The 16,570-nt window shown below is 70.1% G+C and carries 14 protein-coding genes; 10 read left to right on the top strand and 4 right to left on the bottom strand.

The window, feature by feature from the left end; genetic code table 11:
* Positions 1-2 precede the first annotated feature (2 nt).
* From ACZ6R6_RS42160 to ACZ6R6_RS42145, 4 genes are read left to right on the top strand one after another with little or no spacing between them, the layout of a single operon-like run.
* The gene (locus ACZ6R6_RS42160; RefSeq protein ID WP_470102543.1) at positions 3-2,003 is read left to right on the top strand and encodes a beta-galactosidase; all 2,001 of its coding nucleotides are present in this window, start codon (positions 3-5) and stop codon (positions 2,001-2,003) included.
* Positions 2,003-3,874, top strand: coding sequence for a glycoside hydrolase family 5 protein (locus tag ACZ6R6_RS42155; protein WP_470102542.1), 1,872 nt, complete (start codon positions 2,003-2,005; stop codon positions 3,872-3,874). The genes ACZ6R6_RS42160 and ACZ6R6_RS42155 overlap by 1 nt, the downstream gene beginning before the upstream one ends.
* Before the next feature lie 15 nt (positions 3,875-3,889).
* The gene (locus ACZ6R6_RS42150) at positions 3,890-5,923 is read left to right on the top strand and encodes a phosphocholine-specific phospholipase C (RefSeq protein WP_470102541.1); all 2,034 of its coding nucleotides are present in this window, start codon (positions 3,890-3,892) and stop codon (positions 5,921-5,923) included.
* Between the two features lie 24 nt (positions 5,924-5,947).
* Positions 5,948-6,784 carry an EamA family transporter gene (locus ACZ6R6_RS42145; protein WP_470102540.1) on the top strand — a complete coding sequence of 279 codons (837 nt, stop codon included), beginning with the start codon at positions 5,948-5,950 and terminating at the stop codon, positions 6,782-6,784.
* 136 nt (positions 6,785-6,920) lie between these two features.
* On the opposite strand, the gene ACZ6R6_RS42140 is transcribed toward ACZ6R6_RS42145, so the two are convergent.
* Positions 6,921-8,069 (bottom strand): FAD-dependent oxidoreductase, encoded by a 1,149-nt coding sequence (locus ACZ6R6_RS42140; protein WP_470102539.1) that lies wholly within the window; start codon positions 8,067-8,069, stop codon positions 6,921-6,923.
* A gap of 227 nt (positions 8,070-8,296) precedes the next feature.
* Here ACZ6R6_RS42140 and ACZ6R6_RS42135 point away from each other — a divergent pair, with 227 nt between their 5' ends.
* The gene (locus tag ACZ6R6_RS42135) at positions 8,297-8,905 is read left to right on the top strand and encodes a TetR/AcrR family transcriptional regulator (RefSeq protein ID WP_470102538.1); all 609 of its coding nucleotides are present in this window, start codon (positions 8,297-8,299) and stop codon (positions 8,903-8,905) included.
* 8 nt (positions 8,906-8,913) lie between these two features.
* Here ACZ6R6_RS42135 and ACZ6R6_RS42130 read toward each other — a convergent pair whose 3' ends face one another.
* On the bottom strand, positions 8,914-9,129 hold the full coding sequence (locus ACZ6R6_RS42130) for a hypothetical protein (protein WP_470102537.1): 216 nt from the start codon (positions 9,127-9,129) through the stop codon (positions 8,914-8,916).
* A gap of 144 nt (positions 9,130-9,273) precedes the next feature.
* Positions 9,274-10,092 (bottom strand): TetR/AcrR family transcriptional regulator, encoded by an 819-nt coding sequence (locus ACZ6R6_RS42125; RefSeq protein ID WP_470102536.1) that lies wholly within the window; start codon positions 10,090-10,092, stop codon positions 9,274-9,276.
* Positions 10,093-10,177: 85 nt separating this feature from the next.
* Here ACZ6R6_RS42125 and ACZ6R6_RS42120 point away from each other — a divergent pair, with 85 nt between their 5' ends.
* The 5 genes from ACZ6R6_RS42120 to ACZ6R6_RS42100 all read left to right on the top strand — a co-directional run bounded on the left by ACZ6R6_RS42120 (position 10,178) and on the right by ACZ6R6_RS42100 (position 14,061).
* Positions 10,178-11,122: an ATP-binding cassette domain-containing protein gene (locus ACZ6R6_RS42120; protein ID WP_470102535.1), complete on the top strand. Its 945-nt coding sequence runs from the start codon at positions 10,178-10,180 to the stop codon at positions 11,120-11,122.
* Positions 11,119-11,937 carry an ABC transporter permease gene (locus tag ACZ6R6_RS42115; RefSeq protein ID WP_470102534.1) on the top strand — a complete coding sequence of 273 codons (819 nt, stop codon included), beginning with the start codon at positions 11,119-11,121 and terminating at the stop codon, positions 11,935-11,937. Before ACZ6R6_RS42120 ends, ACZ6R6_RS42115 begins: the two co-directional genes overlap by 4 nt.
* Positions 11,938-12,025: 88 nt before the next feature.
* On the top strand, positions 12,026-13,126 hold the full coding sequence (locus ACZ6R6_RS42110) for a serine hydrolase domain-containing protein (RefSeq protein WP_470102584.1): 1,101 nt from the start codon (positions 12,026-12,028) through the stop codon (positions 13,124-13,126).
* 51 nt (positions 13,127-13,177) lie between these two features.
* Positions 13,178-13,354: a hypothetical protein gene (locus ACZ6R6_RS42105; RefSeq protein WP_470102533.1), complete on the top strand. Its 177-nt coding sequence runs from the start codon at positions 13,178-13,180 to the stop codon at positions 13,352-13,354.
* Positions 13,355-13,365: 11 nt separating this feature from the next.
* Positions 13,366-14,061, top strand: coding sequence for a hypothetical protein (locus ACZ6R6_RS42100; protein ID WP_470102532.1), 696 nt, complete (start codon positions 13,366-13,368; stop codon positions 14,059-14,061).
* Positions 14,062-14,112: 51 nt separating this feature from the next.
* On the opposite strand, the gene ACZ6R6_RS42095 is transcribed toward ACZ6R6_RS42100, so the two are convergent.
* The gene (locus tag ACZ6R6_RS42095) at positions 14,113-15,357 is read right to left on the bottom strand and encodes a cytochrome P450 family protein (RefSeq protein WP_470102531.1); all 1,245 of its coding nucleotides are present in this window, start codon (positions 15,355-15,357) and stop codon (positions 14,113-14,115) included.
* Between the last annotated feature and the right edge of the window lie 1,213 nt (positions 15,358-16,570).

Genomic DNA, 16,570 nt, shown 5'->3' with positions numbered 1-16,570 from the left:
ACATGAGTTTCACCGACCGCCTGGGCGGCCTGGGATTCGGCGGCGACTACAACCCCGAGCAGTGGCCGGACGAGATCCGCGCCGAGGACGTGCTCCTGATGGCCGAGGCCGGGGTCAACCTGGTCACCGTCGGCGTCTTCGGATGGGCACGGGTCGAGCCCGCGCCGGGCGCGTACGACTTCTCCTACTTCGACGCGGTGATGGACGAGCTGGCGGCGGCGGGGGTCACCGTGGACCTCGCCACCATGACCGCCTCACCGCCGCCGTGGCTGGCCGCCGAACACCCGGAGATCCTGCCGGTCACCGAGTCCGGCACTGTCCTGTCGCCGGGCGGCCGCCAGCACTACTGCCCGTCCAGCCCGGTCTACCGCGACCGGGCCGCCCGGCTGGTCGAGGCGCTCGCCGCGCACTACAAGGCCCACCCCGCCCTGGGCTTCTGGCACATCGGCAACGAGTACGGCTGCCACGTCTCGGAGTGCTTCTGCGACGAGTCCGCCCGCGACTTCCGTCGCTGGCTGCGTGCGCGGTACGGCGACATCGAGCGGCTGAACGCGGCCTGGTGCACCGACTTCTGGTCCCAGCGCTACACCTCCTTCGACCAGATCCTGCCCCCGAGGCTCGCGCCGACGTACGCCAACCCGGCCCAGCAACTGGACTTCAAGAGGTTCAGCAACGAGGCGCTGCGCGCGTGCTTCGAGCTCGAGGCCGCGGTCCTGCGACGGGTCACACCGGGCGTGCCCGTCCTGACCAATTTCCTGGCTCACCACAAGCCCGTGGACCTGCACTCCTGGGCCGACCGGATGGACATCGTGGGGCTCGACAGCTACCCGGACCCGTTCTGGCCGCGCTCGCACGTGGCGGCGGGCCTCGCCTACGATCTGGCGCGCGGCGCGCACGGCGGCGACCCGTGGTACCTGGTCGAACAGGCGCCGTCGGCGGTCAACTGGCGGGGACGCAACGGGATCAAGGAGCCCGGCCGGATGCGCCTGTGGAGCTGGCAGGCGATCGCGCACGGCGCCGACGCCGTCCTGTACTTCCAGTGGCGGCAGTCACGCGGCGGCGCGGAGAAGTTCCACTCCGGGATGGTGCCGCACGGAGGTGCGGACACCCGGGTGTTCCGGGAGGTCGCCGCTCTGGGCGCCGAGCTGGCCGCGGTGCCGGAGCTGGCCGGAACCCGCGTGGCGAACGAGGTGGCCGTGCTGTTCGACTGGACCAGCTGGTGGGCGCTCGAACTGGACTCCCATCCGTCCGACGGGCTGAAGGCCGTCGACCGGGCACTGGATCACTACGGCCCGCTGTTCGACCTCGGTGTGGGCGTGGACGCGCTGCCGCCCGGTGCGGACCTGTCCGGCTACAAGCTGGTCGTGGTCCCCAACCTCTATCTCCTCACCGAGGAGCACGCGGGGAGGCTGGCCGACTACGTCTCGGCCGGAGGCCACCTGCTGGTGTCGTTCTTCACCTCCGTGGTGGACGGCAACGACCGGGTCCACCACGGCGGCTGCCCGGGGCCGCTGCGCGAGGCGCTCGGCCTGCGCGTCGAGGAGTATCTGCCCGCCGCCGAGGGCGAGACGTTCCCACTGGGGGAAGGCACCGCCGATCTGTGGCGGGAGGACGTACGCATCGAGGGCGCGGACGTCCTGCTGGCCTTCCCCGACGGCACGCCCGCGGTCACCAGGAACCGGTTCGCCGCGGGCACGGTCCGTTACGTCACCACCCGCCCCGACGAGACGATCATGCGTGCGGTCATGGCCGAGGCGCTCGCCGAGGCCGGCGCCGAGCCGGTACTGCCCGGCCTACCCGACGGCGTGCAGGCCGCGGTGCGCGCGGGCGGAGGCCGGGAGTTCCTGCTGCTGCTCAACCACACCACCCAGGCCCGCACGGTCGATCTGCCGTACCGGTTCCACCATCTGCTCGCCCCCGGGCGTCCCGAGGTCGAGCAGGTCATCCTCCACCCCCGCGACGTCGCGGTTCTCGCGCGTCACTCCCCCTCCGAGGAGACCTGATGAGGACACGAGCGTTCCTGGCGGTGCTCGCCGCCGCCCTCAGCAGCCTGGCCGCGCTCCCCCAGCCCGCGGCCGCCGACACACCGACCCCCCTCGCGGCGTCCTGGGAAGGACCTCTCAGCACCAAGGGCCGCTACGTCGTGGACGCCACCGGAAAGCGGTTCAAACTGCAGTCCGGCAACTGGCACGGTGCCAGCGGCACCTGGACCGGCAGCGGCGACGACGAGAACCCGGCCAACAACTACGCGTCGGAGACCTCCCATCGGGTCCCGCTCGGCCTGGACCGGGCCCCGATGAGCAAGCTGATCACGGACTTCCACACGCTCGGTGTCAACAGCATCCGGCTGCCGTTCTCCAACCAGATGATCACCGACGCGCGTCCGGTCACCGACGCGGGCGTGGCGGCCAACCCGCAGCTGCGCGGCCTCACTCCGCTCCAGGTCTACGACAGGGTCGTCGAGGCGCTCACCGCCGACGGGTTCGCCGTCATCCTCAACAACCACACGACCACCACCCGCTGGTGCTGCGGCGTCGACGGAAACGAACGGTGGAACAGCAGCCAGACCACCCAGAAATGGCTGGACGACTGGGTGTTCATGGCGCGGCGGTACCAGGCCAACAAGCGGGTCGTCGGCGCCGACCTCCGCAACGAGGTACGCCGTGACACCTGGGACAACCCCAACTGGGGCATGGGCGACGGCCACGACTGGGCCGCCGCCGCGCAGCAGGCGGGTGACCGGATCCTCACCGAGGCCAACCCGGACATGTTGATCATGATCGAGGGGATCAACTGGTCGGGCATCCCGGTCGACGGCGTCTGGCACGACAGGCCGCTTCTCAAACCGGTCGCGACGCTCTCGCAGACGCTCGTCCGCTCGCACAAGCTCGTCTACGCCGCGCACTTCTACGGCTACACCGGACCGCAGCACACCGGCGCGGACGGACTGGGCGAGACCCATGACTACCGCTACCGGGATCTGAGCCGCTCCGACCTCTTCACGGTCATGCGCGACACCGCCACCTACGTGGCGACCACCCCGGACCGGCACTTCACCGCCCCCGTGTGGATCAGCGAGTTCGGCGTCGGCAAAGCCGCCACCGACAAGGACAAGGCCTGGTTCGCCAACATGGTCGACTTCCTCGTCGACAACGACACCGACTTCGCTTACTGGCCGATGGTCGGCTTCCAGGACAACGACCAGGGCAACACCTGGGGGCTCGTCCGCTACGCCGCCGACGGCGCGCTGCGCAGCGTGCTCGACACCGACGACTGGCGGGCCGCGCACTGGCGCCGCCTGATCGCCGCCACCGGGCACACCGGACAGGTCGCGCCCGTCCGCACCTGGTCCATGCTCCAGGCCATCCACGCCGACGCGGACCAGTCCGCGCGGATGCGCGCCCGGGGCGACTGGGACTCCGGCGCGCACAAGCTGTCCTGCCCGGACGACCAGCGCCTGATCGGCATCAGCCAGAAGGGCCAGGGTGGCCTGTGCACCGACGCCGGAGTGGCGGACCTGTGGGCCTCCGGTCCGGCCACCGTGGTGACCAGTGAGAACGTCACGACCGACTGGGCGTCCACGTTCACCAAGTACCAGTGCCCCACCGGCCAGTTCATGACCGGCTACAGCCTGCGCGGCGACAAGGTGTCGGCGGTGCTGTGCGCCCCCGGGCGGATCCCGCTCGCCGGAGCCGGACGGACCCTGTGGGACGACCGGAGCGACAGCCGCCCCTCCTCCGGCGAGGGCGGCGACTACGCCTCCGGCTACCGTAAGGCGCAGTGCGCGTCCGACGAGTACGCCGCCGGGATCGCGTTCTCCTACCGCACCGGCCGATACGGCACGCCGGACGCCCTGTACTGCCGCAAGATCTGAAAGGCCACCTTCCCCTTGTCTGCTCTTCCCCCGTCTCTGCGGGCGGCACTGGCTCGGCCGGTGCCGCCCGGGGGGCTCGGCTCCCTCCAGCACGTCGTGTTCTTCATGCAGGAGAACCGCTCTTTCGACCACTATTTCGGGACACTGCGCGGAGTGCGTGGGTTCGGCGACCGCAACGCCATCACGCTGCCGGACGGCCGGCCGGTGTTCGACCAGTCCGGAGTCCTCCCCTACCCGGTACGCGCGGGGACGGGTGACCGGGACCTGACCGAAGGCGACCTCCAGTACGTCGAGGGCGTCGACCACGAATGGGAGACGGGGCAGCGGACCCGGGGCGGCGGCTGGCACGACGGCTGGATCGCGGGCAAGGGGCCGGGTGCGATGGTCCACTTCGACCGCCGTGACCTGCCGTTCCAGTTCGAGCTCGCCGACACCTTCACCCTGTGCGACGCCTACCACTGCTCGATGTTCGGACCGACGAACCCCAACCGCCTGTACCACTGGTCGGGGACCGTCGGATACGAGCCGTCCGGGCGGCGCACCACCGCCAACGACGCCTGTGACGAGGACGCTCATCCCGGCTACACCCACGTCTCCTACCCCGAGCGCTTGACGGCGGCGGGCAAGACCTGGCGGGTCTACCAGGAGTGGGACAACTACCAGTGCAACTCCCTGGACTACTTCGCGTCCTTCAAGGACGTCGCCCGCAAGGCCCTGGCCCACACGCCCTGCCGGAGCCTGCACTCCTTCCACACCTCGATCGCCGGGCTGCCCGCGGAGGAGCGGGAGGAGATGCTCGCGGCGCTGCGCAAAGGCGTCGAGGCGCTCACCCCGGCCGAGCGGGACGCCTACGAGCGGGGCCTGCACCGGGTCCCGCCGGGGCGGCTGGCCGCGGCCTTCCGCGCGGATGTCGCCGACGGGCGGCTGCCCCAGGTCTCCTACATCGTCGCGCCGGAGGCGTACTCCGAGCACCCCGACCCGTCCAGCCCGGCGCACAGCGCCGGCCTCGTCTACGAGATCCTGGACGCGCTCGCCGCGCACCCCTCGGTGTGGGAGCGGACCGCGCTGTTCCTCACCTTCGACGAGAACGACGGGTTCTACGACCACGTGCCGCCTCCGCTGCCACCGGAAGGCGCCGAGGACGAGTTCGTCGACGGGCTGCCGATCGGGCTCGGCTACCGGGTGCCGATGACGGTCGTGTCGCCGTGGACCGCCGGTGGGCACGTCTGCTCGGAGGTGTTCGACCACACGTCGACGATCCGCTTCGTGGAACGCTGGCTGGGCGTCGCCGAGCCCAACATCAGCCCGTGGCGGCGGCAGGTCGCCGGAGACCTCACCTCGGCGTTCGACTTCACCTCGGCCCCGCCTGCCGTACCCGCGGCGTTCGACTTCACCTCGGCCCCGCCTGCCGTACCCGCGGCGGCGGCCGTGACCGTGCCCCCGTTCCGGGTGCGCTGGCCGGCGACCCCGCCCGCCGAGGGGCGGCTCGCCGCGCAGGAGCCCGGCACGCGGCCCGCCCGGCCGCTGCCGTACCGGCCGGAGGCGTCCGCCGTCCTGACGGACGACGGGCTGATCGTCACCATGACCGACACCGGGGAGCGGGGCAGCCATGTCGTGCTCTACCCGTACGCCGGGGAGTTCGCGTTCCCGCGCCACTTCGACGTGCTCGGCGCGCAGTCCGTCACCATCCCCGTCTGTGCGGACGCCTACCAACTGACCCTCACCGGCCCGAACGGGTTCCGGCGCGAGTTCGCCGGGTCGCGTACGGGCCCGGCTGCCCGGACGGCGGTGTCCTCCCGGGGCGGCGGCGGGCGGCTCACCGTGACGATCGCCAACCCGGGACCGGCGCCGTTGACGTTCACGCTCGACGCCCTCGCCTACGGCGCCGGCCGTCGCGAGGTGGCCGTCGCGGCCGGGGACCGGGCGGTCATCGACTGGGACACCGCGTCCGGCTGGTACGACCTGCGGCTGACCGTCGCCGAGGACCCGTCCTTCCACCGCCGGATGATGGGCCGTCTCGAAAACGGCCGTGCCGGCGTCTCCGGCTGACCCGCTCGACTTCGAGGATCGATCATGTTTTCCGCTGTCGCGGTCCTGTTCGCCGGTCTGCTGCACGCCACGTGGAACGCGCTCGCCAAGGCGGTGCCCGACCGGCACGCGGCCTTCGGCGTCATGGGGATCACCCAGTCGCTGATCTGCCTGCCGCTGCTGCCTTTCGTGGCTCCACCCGCGCCCGGGTCCTGGCCGTACGGCGTCGTCTCGATCGCGATGCAACTGGTGTACATGCTGCTGCTCATCCGCAGCTACGAGCTGGGCGACTTCAGCCAGGTCTATCCGATCGCCAGAGGGAGCGCGCCGCTGCTCGTCGCCGTCGCGGTCACGTTCCTGGGAGAGCGGCTCACGATCCTCCAGGTGTGCGGCCTGGCCACGACATGCGGTGGGCTGGCGGCGCTGGCGCTCGCCGGGACGGGACCGCAGCGCATGCCGTCCCGCCAGGCCGTGACCGCCGCCGTGCTCACCGGAGCGACCATCGCGACGTACACGGTGGTGGACGGCATGGGCGTACGGGAGTCCGGTACAGCGCTCGGCTACACGGTGTGGATGTTCGCCGTCGAGGGGGTCCTGGCCTTCGCGCTGATGACAGCCGTACGCGGGCGGGCGATCGTGTCCGCGTCGCGCGACCGCTGGCGGATCTCGGCCGGCGGAGGGGCGATCTCGATGCTGTCGTACGGGCTGGTGCTGTGGGCGCAGACCGGCAGCGCGCTCGCCGAGGTCGCGGCGCTCCGCGAGACGGGCATCCTGTGGGGCGCGCTCATCGGCGCGATGTTCTTCGCCGAGCGGCTCGGCCCCCGGCGCATCGCCGCGGCCGGGATCGTGACGGTCGGCGTCATCCTGCTGTCCACGCATTGACGGCCGACCCGCCGGCGACACCGTTCCCACCGCGTGCGGCCTGGCCAAGGGTTACGCGAATGTGAGACCAATCGGCCCCGGATCTGGAACCACGCCTTCTCCAGCGCCTTCTCGGCGCTCGGTATCGGTCGACCGGTCAGTGCCGAGGTGGGCCGAATCTTGCGATTTCATCGCTGTCGTGTCGCTCGAGCAGAGCTTCGGCGCCGTTTTCGAGGTTCCGGGCCGTGTCCGTCGCACGGGGAAGCATGGTCTTTTCGTAGGTGGCGACGGCGTCGCCGACCGTGGTGGAGCCGGCCAGTGCGAGGGCGAGTTCGCAGGCGTCGAGCATGGCCAGGTTGACGCCGACGCCGAGCGGGGGCATGAGGTGGGCGGCGTCGCCGAGCAGGGTCATGGCCGGTGTGGGGTCCCAGGTGTGCGGGACGGGCAGGGCGAACAACGGACGATCGACGTACGGCCCGTCGTTGCTGGTGATCATCTTCAGCATGGGCGGTGACCAGCCGGAGAAGGCGTCGAGCAGCCGGGCGCGGATCCCGGCGGTGTCGGCGGCGTTCAGACCGCTCGCGGTGATCCAATCGGCGGGCAAGCGCTGAATGATGTACACCCGGATGTGGTCGCCGCTGTTGCGCTGGGCGAACAGAGCGCGGTCACCGTCGGCGGCGGTGGCGCTGCCCTGGCCGACGAGCGCGGCGAGGTCGGGGTGCGCGTTCTCGACGTCCTGGAACCAGGCCTCCAGGAAGCTGACCCCGGTGTACCGCGGCACGGCCGGCGACAGCGCCGGGCGGACCCGGGAGAACGCACCGTCGGCACCGATGACCAGGTCTGTCTCGACGGTCGTGCCATCGAGGAAGTGCACCCGTCGGGGGCCGTCGGCCGGGCCGCTGACCTTCTCGACGGCGTGGTCCCACTGCACGGTCCCCGGCTCTAGCGAGTTGAGCAGCAGATCGCGCAGCTGGCCCCGGTCGATCTCCGGTTTGAAGAGCTCGTCTTCGGCCGGGACGTGCTGGCCCAGGACGCGCCCCGTCGGATCCAGGAGGCGCATCTCCTGTCCCTCCGGGCGTGCCAGTTCGAAGAACTCCTCGATCAGGCCGGCCTCGCGCAGGGCGAGCTGCCCGTCGTCGGCGTGCAGGTCGAGGGTGCCGCCCTGGTTGCGCGCCTCCGGGTGGGTCTCGCGGTCGTAGACCGTCACAGGAATGCCGTGTTTCTGCAGGATGCGGGCACAGGTGAGGCCACCGGGACCTGCACCGATGATGCTGATCCTTGCGGTGGCCGGTGCTGGTGAGTTCATGGCTGGTCCTCTCGTTCATGACGGTGTGCGAGCCGCGGCGGGATCGCGGACGCGGCTGCCGGTAGCGCGGGGCCGCAAGCTGTGTTCGCCTGTCGCAGCTGCTCGTGCACGTCGTTCCCGAGATCCCGAGAGCCGGCGACAGCCCCGCCACCACAGAAAAGCAGAACAACTAAAAAAGTGCAATTGGTCCACTAATTGTCTGTGACCACCTTTGGTAGAGTGCCTGCATGAACACGCCACCCGTCGTCGGTCGCCGCGAACGCAAGAAGGCGGCAACCCGTCAAGCGATCGCCGACGCCGCCCTGCGGCTGTTCCTGGAGCGGGGCTACGACCGGGTGAGCATCAGAGACATCGCCGAAGCGGCCGACGTGTCGACCACCACGCTGTTCAAGCACTTCCCGGGCAAGGAGGCACTGGTCTTCGACCAGGAAGAAGACCGAGAGGTGGAGTTGATCGCCGTGGTACGCCGGCGCCCCACCGGTCAAGGCGTCGTCGATGCGCTTCGCGAGCATGTCCTCACCTCCTGGCTCCAGGTCGCGACCCACCCGCTCCGGGCCGAATTCACCGACCTCGTGGACTCCACGCCCGCGCTGCGGGAGTACGCCGAACGTATGTGGACCCGGCACGCCGCCACCCTCAGCACGGCCATCGCCGATGACGCCGGCGTCAGCCACGACGACATCACCTGCCGCGCACTCGCCCGGTTCGTCCTCGACATACCAGTGCTCACCCGAGGCCTGCAGGATCCCCGAGCGGCCGCCGAAGAGGTCTTCGACCTGCTCACACACGGCTGGCGCCCACCCGGCCGGCGGCTGCAAGATCACGGCGGGGACTGAAACCGTCTTCACACGCAACGCTGACCACGGACGCGGTGGAAGAACGTCGAGTCCGCGGGCACGACGCCGGCCGGCCCGGTGCCGCTCGATCGCCCGGCCCGACCAGTCATACTCCGCCACAACGCCGGATCGGCCTTCAGTTGGCCGGCCGCATGGTCCGCCGCGGCCTCGGGCAGTTCACCCACATGCCGCGAGAACCGGGCCTCCTGCTCGAAAAACTTCACCGTCAGGCCGGACCGCCGGGCCGGGGCCGGCGCCGATCGGCTGCGGGCAATACCCCGGCATCGGCAGGCCCCGGACTCCACCCGCGACCGGACACGGGCCGCCGCTGCGCCTTTTCGGTGGGCATTCAGGCATGTTCGATGCGTCTATTTCGCTTTTGATGCCCTCTCGGACGATCGACTACGAGCCCGCCCTGGCCCCTCCTGCCCTTCCCGCTCCTCTCGGTGCGCCGGCATCGGAGACTCGGCCGTTGACGGGAGGGCCGCGGCGATGCAGTCGAGGACGCGCTGGAGCCCGTACCGGAACTGGTCGTCGCGGCTCAGGTGCGGCTGGCGCGCCTCCATCACGATCCTGGTGAAGATCGGGTACTCCCCGCTCTTCACCAGCCGGTCGATGTACGGGTAGCTCCGCGCCATCCACTCCGACTCGCTGAGCCCGCTGCGGCGAAATTCCCTGGCCGAGCTGATCTCCTCGCGGACGGTGCCCTCGATGTAGCTGTTCAGCATGGCCATGAGGCCGAGGTTCTCGTCGATGGAGACGAAGGCGTCGAGCACTCCCATCAGCCGTTCGATCAAGAGCAGCTGGCTGGGGCCGAAGCTGGGGAGTGACCGCTGCACGGTGGCGATCCACGGGTGCCTCAGCCACATGGCCCGCAGCCCGTCGGCGTAGCGGGTCAGGTCGGCTCGCCAGTCGCCCGAGGGCATGCCCGTGACGTCGATCTCGCCCATCAGCCGGTCGGCCATGAGCTCGACCAGGTTGTCGCGGCTGGGGACGTACCGGTAGAGGGACATCGCGCCGGCGCCGATCTCGGCGGCGATGCGCCGCATGGTGGCGGCTTCCAGCCCTTCGGCGTCGGCGATCCGGACGGCCGCCTCGGTGATCTGGGCGCGGCTGTAGGCCGGCTTCGGCCCGCGGGCGGGGCGCTCGGGCCGCATCCAGATGTTCACGTACTCGGCGTCGGTCACCGTTCCACCTCCTTGTTGCGTACATAGTACCCAGTGGTTTAACGTGACCGCCATAACCGCGTACAAAGTACCCAGTGGAGGGGTCATGCCTGATCCGATCGTGGTCGCCGAAGGGCTGCACAAGTCCTTCGGCGATACCCATGCCCTGCGGGGTTTGGACCTGAGCGTCCCGAGAGGAACGGTCTGCGGCGTGCTGGGGCCGAACGGCGCCGGCAAGACGACCGCGGTGCGCATCCTGGCGACCTTGTCCGATCCCGATGCCGGCCACGCCCGCATCGCCGGATACGACGTCGTCCGCGAGGCCGGCAGAGTACGCGAGCGGATCGGGCTCGCCGGCCAGTACGCCGCCGTGGACGAGAAGCTCACCGGCCGCGGCAACCTGCGCATGTTCGGGCGCCTCTCCCACCTGTCCCGGCGAGAGGCGCACCGGCGGGCCGATGAGCTGCTCGAACGCTTCGGCCTGATGGACGCCGCCGATCGTCCGGTCGCCGGCTACTCCGGCGGCATGCGGCGCCGCCTCGACCTGATCACCTGTCTCATCCTCCGTCCCGAGGTGCTCTTCCTGGACGAGCCGACCACCGGCCTGGACCCGCGCAGCCGGGGCGAGATCTGGGACAGCGTCCGCGAGCTGGTGGCCGACGGCACCACGGTGCTGCTCACCACGCAGTACCTGGACGAAGCCGACCAGCTGGCCGACGACATCGCCGTCATCGATCACGGGCAGGTGATCGCCACCGGCACGCCGGACGAGCTGAAGGCCACGATCGGCGACCGCCTCGACGTCGCCCTCGAAGACCCCGCCGCGATGCCTGCGGCGATGACCGTCCTGAACACCCTCACCGGCACCGATCCCACGACGGCGGGTGCCGATCGGCTCAGCGTCGCCCTGCCCGGCGGCGGCCTCCGGCTCGCCGACATCGTGCGCGAACTCGACCGCGCCGGAGTCGCCGCCGCCGACGTGAGCCTGCGCCGTCCCACCCTCGACGAGGTGTTCCTGCGCCTCACCGACCGCAAGGAGCCCGCCCGATGACCGCCCTCACCTCACCACTCGGTCGCCTGCGCTGGACCCTCCTCGACGGGCTGACCCTGGTCGGCCGCGAGCTGGGACGGCTCCGGCAAGAACCCGGACAGATCGTCGCCGCGCTGGTCTTCCCGGCCGTCATGGTGGTGCTGTTCGGGTACGTCTTCGGCAGCGCGATCCAGGTGCCGGACGGCGGCGACTACCGCGAGTACCTCATGCCCGGCCTGTTCGCGATGGTGACCTTCTCCGCGTGGCTGGGGGTCATGACGCGGATGGCCACCGACGCCTCCCGCGGCGTGATGGACCGGTTCCGCTCCATGCCGACCGCGCGCTTGGCGGTGCCCTTCGGGCAGACCGGCGCCGACCTGCTGATCGGCCTGCTGATGCTGGCCATCATGGTGGGCGCGGGCCTGCTGGTGGGCTGGCAGCCGCACCGCGGCCTGATCCCCACGGCCCAGGCGTTCCTGCTGATGATCGTACTGCGGTACGCGCTGAGCTGGGTGGGCGTCTATCTGGGCCTGGCGGTGAAGAACGACCAGGTCGCCGACGCGATGGTGCCGCTGGGCCTGCCGTTCACGATGCTGTCGAACGCGTTCGTCCCGACCGGCGGCATGCCGGGCTGGCTGCGCTTCCTGGCCGACTGGAACCCGGTGAGCGCGCTCACCGCCGCCTCACGGGAGCTGTTCGGCAACCCGGGCGCCCCGTCCGGAAACGTGGCCTGGCCACTCGCGCATCCGGTGAGCGCCGTCCTGCTCTGGTCGGCCGCACTGCTGGTGATCTTCGTCCCGCTGTCGCTCCGCGCCTACATGCGCAGAGGGCGCTGAACGCTCCAGGCGTCTGCGGACCGCGTGTTCTCCTCCGAATAGTTCTCCTCCGAAAGGCATCAGAATGGCGCAAAACATCCACGAAGTGATGCAGCAGATCCTGAACCGAGCTGCCGAGGACAGCATTCCCGGCATCGTCGTCGAAGTTCACGACGCCGACGGAACATGGTTCGGCACCGCAGGAGTGGCCGACCTCGCCACCCGGCATCGGCGTAAGCCCGGGGAACACCTCCACATCGGCAGCTCCGGTAAGGCATTCACCGCCGCCACCGTGCTGGCCCTGGCAGCCGAAGGCAAGCTGAGCCTCGAGGACCCGGTGAACACCTGGCTGCCCGGCGTCATGGAGACGGGCGGCTACGACGGCGACAAGATCACCATCCGACATCTGCTCAACCACACCAGCGGCCTGTTCCTCACCGGCCTCGCACCAGAACTACAGCACAGCATCGCAACCCAGCCGACCCGCGTCTGGACCACCTCCGAGCTGGTGAAGCTCGCGGTGTCCCAGCCGCCGGCCGGCGAGCCGGGCGAGCAGTTCATCTACGCCAACGGCGGCTACTACCTGACCGGCGCGATCATCGAGAAGGTCACCGGCAACACCTACGCCGCCGAAGTCGAACGCACAGTCATCCGGCCGCTCGGCCTGACCCACACCTACGTACGGCCCGCCGACGCCACAAGCTACCCCCACCCGCATCCCACGGCCTACGTTGCCGGCGCCCTCAAGGACGGCGTCGACCCGGCGACGCTCACCGCGGAGAACTGGGCGTCAATGATCGACCATGACAGACCCCCCATCGACGTCACCGCGCTCAACACCTCATGGGGCTGGGCGGCCGGCGGCATCGTCTCCACCACCGAAGACCTGACCCACTTTCTCAAGGCGATCGCGACCGGCGGCCTACTGCCACCGGCTCAGCACCACGAGATGTGGACCACGGTCGCCAACGACAGCGTCGTCTGGTTGCCGCACGCCCGCTACGGCCTCGGCGTGATCGAGTTCGACAGCGCGGGGATGGACGGCCTGACCGTGCGTGGCGTCAGCGGCATCCTCCCTGGATCCTTCACCCTCGCGCTGAGCACCGACGACGGCCGGCGAAGCGTCGTCGTCCACACCAACGTCGAGCCGAAGACCTTGGACATCCCCATCAAGATCATCAAGGCGATGTACGGCGTCGCCCTCGGCTGACCGGCCGCAGCAGTCCCGCCGCATGCCGCATTGCGCGGACCCGGTCGACTCGTGACACCCCGGCGCCTGCCATGGGGTGGCATCGACGGCCTCGGTGCGGCCGGCCCGGTCCGGCACCGGGCCCGAACCCTGGGCATCCACACCGATGTCGCCGTCGCCTGGCAGCATCTGTCCGCGGGCGACTGGGCCAACTACGCCGCCGAGATCAGCCGCCGCACCCCGACATAGGAGGACACCAGATGACCAGCCACAACTCCCCTGCCGACAGCGAAGTCCGGGACCCCTTCGGCACATTGCGCCGCGCATTGTGGATTGGCGGCGGCCAATGGGCCGGAAAGTCGACCGTGGCCCGGCTCCTGGCCGTCCAATACCGCATCACCGTCTATCACTACGACTACCACGACGCCCGCGGTCACAACGATCGCCGGATCGCCCGTCGCGTCGGCCTCGGCGAGCCCGCCACCGAGCCCGACCCGGACAAGATGTGGGTCCACACCACCCCGGAAGAGATGGCCGCCGCGACCCTGGCCGGTTTCCCGGACCGGTTCGAGTGGGCCCTGGACGACCTGCGCGCGCTCGTCTCAGGCCATCCGATCATCGCCGAAGGCTGGGGACTCCGCCCCGAACTCGTCGCACCCATCATCGACTCACCGCGCCGGATGGTCGTCATGGTGCCCACGCCAGAGTTCCGCCGACACCAGCTCCAAGAACTACCGCGCGCCGCCTCGCTCGGGCACCGCGTCAGCGATCCGGCCCGCGCACAGGCCAACCGCCTCACCCGGGATCGCCTCGTCGCGGAGGACGCCGTCCGCACCGCCCACCAGCTCGGCATCCGCGTGGTCGAAGTCGACGGCTCCCGCGACGCCGCTGCGATCGCGGGGATCGTCGCCGACCATTTCAGCCCCTACCTCCCAGAGCAAGATCGCAAACCTTGATCAACAAAGGCGTTCAGAGGGTTCCGACACCCGACGTCACCATTACCGTTGTCAAACGGTCACGGGCAGCGCGGTGAGGCGCCAGGTGCCCGGGTCGGGGGCGCGCAACCCGGCCGGTGGTACGGCCGGCGACAGGTCGGGGAAGCGGCACAGCAGGGCGGTGAGCGCGACCTCGGTCTGCACACGGGCCAGTGACGCCCCGACGCAGAAGTGCGGCCCGTGGGAGAACCCGAGGTGGCTCGCCGTACCCGAGGTGCCGGAAACCCGGGTGACGTCGAGCCGGTCGGGGTCGGCGAACGCGCGCGGGTCGCGGTTGGCGGCGGCGACCGCGACGGTGACGGGCTCACCCTTGCCGATCGGCACGCCGTACAGCTCGACATCCTCCCGGGCGTGGCGAGGGATCGTCAGCAGCGTCGGGCCGCACCAGCGGATCAACTCCTCGACGGCGCGCGGCATGAGCGCCGGGCCATCGCGCAGCGCGGCAAGCTGTTCGGGGTGCTCCAGCAGGGCCGCCACGGCGTTGGTGATGAGGTTCGTCGGCGTCTGACCGGACAGCACGAGCTGCCAGACCAGCATGACCAGCTCGATCTCACTCAACTGGTCGCCGTCCTCGTCCCGGACACGGACCAGGTCGGAGAGCAGGTCGTCGCCGGGCTCCTCTCGCCGCCGCGCAACCGCCGCCTCGGCGCCCCGCATGACGGCCGGGATCGCCGCGGCGAACGCCTGTCCCGCGCCCGAGGCGATGGTCGCACCGTACTCGCGCCAGCTCGGGCGGTCGGACTCGGGGATGCCGACCAGCTCGCAGATGACGTCCATCGGCAGCGGGCGAGCGAAGTGCCACAGCAGGTCCACCGAGCCGCCCTCGGCGTGGCCGGGAAGGTCGTCGAGCAGTCCCTCGACGATCCGCTCGATCCGGGGCCGGAACGCGGCAGCGCGGCGCGCGGTGAACGCGGGCGCCACCAGCCGCCGCAGCCGCAGGTGCTCCGCCCCCTCCGTCTCGCTCATCGTCCGCATGTACGGCAGGCAGTCGGCGGGCACGTCGGGCCGCATGAAGCTGCTCTCATTGATCTCGAAGCGCGGGTCGGCGAGCAGCGCCCGGGCGCCCTCGTGCCGGGTGACGGCCCACATCGGCATGCCGGGGATCGGCAACCGTGCCAGCGGCGCGCGCTCCCGGACGTCGCCGTAGGCGGTGAAGGGGTCGCGGATCACCTCCGCGTTGGTGAGGTCGACCTCGGGAACGCCGCTCGCCTCCAAGTCGTCGCCGCTGCCACCCGTTCCGGCGCCGATCGTGGTCATACATCCCCCTGAAGTCACACATCAGAAGCAGATACTCTCATCATCTGGATGATGAGAGTATCCCGAATGTCCGTACACGGCAATCACGGGAAAGGGAGGGCGAGCGCCGCGGAAACAGCCTGGGTGGAGCACACCCCGTCGCGGTGGAGACGCGGGGCATGATCGCGCCGAACAGCCGGACGCGCCCGGTCAGCGGGCTCTCGGGGCACCGCGGGGACGGGTTCAGCCTTCAGCGGGCAGGCGATCGTGCCGGTCCGTTGCGAACTGTCCGGCCGGAGTCACGCTGATCCGCTGTGGGGTTGTGGGCGAGGGAGCATCGACACGGCGGCAGGGCTCCCCGCCGGGAAGCGGCTCTCCCGACAGTGGGCCCTCAACGCCGATTGCGGTACGTGGCGGTCTTGGCTCAAGCCGTACACGCCGCCCGAAACGGTCCGAGCCGTAGCCGTCCACGATGAGCGCCAGAACCACGGCGAACTCACCGCCCATAGCCTCCACCTGGGCATCGCCCGAACCGTGGAAGTGCAGTGAGACTGGTCCTCGCCCGGCTCGGCACCCATCGAGCACCCTCGATGGGCACCAGACGCCCTTCAGGGCGCAGCAGGCCAATCCACCGGCGCAACGCCCCGTGTTCTGTAGGCGAGGAGTCTTCAGTCCATATTAAATGATCTTGAAACTCAGCCGAACGCCTTTACAATGTAGATTAATAACTCTGAGGCGTCAGCGCTCATGTGAGCAGACCCTTGAAGCCCGTCCACGGAGACCAGTTGCACGTCGCCTTATCTTGTTCTCCACCAAGAGACAAGGTAAGGCGACGTGCGCACTGCCGGGCGCTCCCCCAAGCGCCTCTCGAACCGATGCTCTCGACGCCCCTCCCCCACCGAGGACGTGGCTTAACGACCATCAGAGAGCTGACCGGCCAGTTCGTTTGGCAACCCCAGATACGGGGCGAGGTGCGTGAGCATGACGCCGCCGTGACCGCTGAGGCCGAGCAGCGTATCGAGGCCGGCCGGGATCGCCCAGGCGCGCGAGCAGGCCGAGGTCCAGGTCCGGGAGGTTCAGCGGCGGGCGATCGCCGCCCAGCAGGCCGGGACCGGCGCGCGTGCGGAGCCGAAGGAGAGTCGGGGCATGACGAGCATCGGAACTGTGATTCTTGACCTACGGCCCGGCTGGGCCTGCCACGCTCGACGCTGGCACCTGGTATGACCCGCATTCG

The sequence above is a fragment of the Streptosporangium sp. NPDC048886 genome (genome assembly GCF_055586905.1).
Note: the sequence above shows the minus strand (reverse complement) of the source record. Positions and strands in the feature narration are given on the sequence as shown.

Bases quoted from the DNA above. Each gene is read 5' to 3' on its own strand.
- ACZ6R6_RS42160 (WP_470102543.1), top strand. From the start codon at position 3: ATGAGTTTCACCGACCGCCTGGGCGGCCTGGGATTCGGCGGCGACTAC.
- ACZ6R6_RS42155 (WP_470102542.1), top strand. From the start codon at position 2,003: ATGAGGACACGAGCGTTCCTGGCGGTGCTCGCCGCCGCCCTCAGCAGC.
- ACZ6R6_RS42145 (WP_470102540.1), top strand. From the start codon at position 5,948: ATGTTTTCCGCTGTCGCGGTCCTGTTCGCCGGTCTGCTGCACGCCACG.
- ACZ6R6_RS42140 (WP_470102539.1), bottom strand. From the start codon at position 8,069: ATGAACTCACCAGCACCGGCCACCGCAAGGATCAGCATCATCGGTGCA.
- ACZ6R6_RS42135 (WP_470102538.1), top strand. From the start codon at position 8,297: ATGAACACGCCACCCGTCGTCGGTCGCCGCGAACGCAAGAAGGCGGCA.
- ACZ6R6_RS42120 (WP_470102535.1), top strand. From the start codon at position 10,178: ATGCCTGATCCGATCGTGGTCGCCGAAGGGCTGCACAAGTCCTTCGGC.
- ACZ6R6_RS42115 (WP_470102534.1), top strand. From the start codon at position 11,119: ATGACCGCCCTCACCTCACCACTCGGTCGCCTGCGCTGGACCCTCCTC.
- ACZ6R6_RS42110 (WP_470102584.1), top strand. From the start codon at position 12,026: ATGCAGCAGATCCTGAACCGAGCTGCCGAGGACAGCATTCCCGGCATC.
- ACZ6R6_RS42100 (WP_470102532.1), top strand. From the start codon at position 13,366: ATGACCAGCCACAACTCCCCTGCCGACAGCGAAGTCCGGGACCCCTTC.
- ACZ6R6_RS42095 (WP_470102531.1), bottom strand. From the start codon at position 15,357: ATGACCACGATCGGCGCCGGAACGGGTGGCAGCGGCGACGACTTGGAG.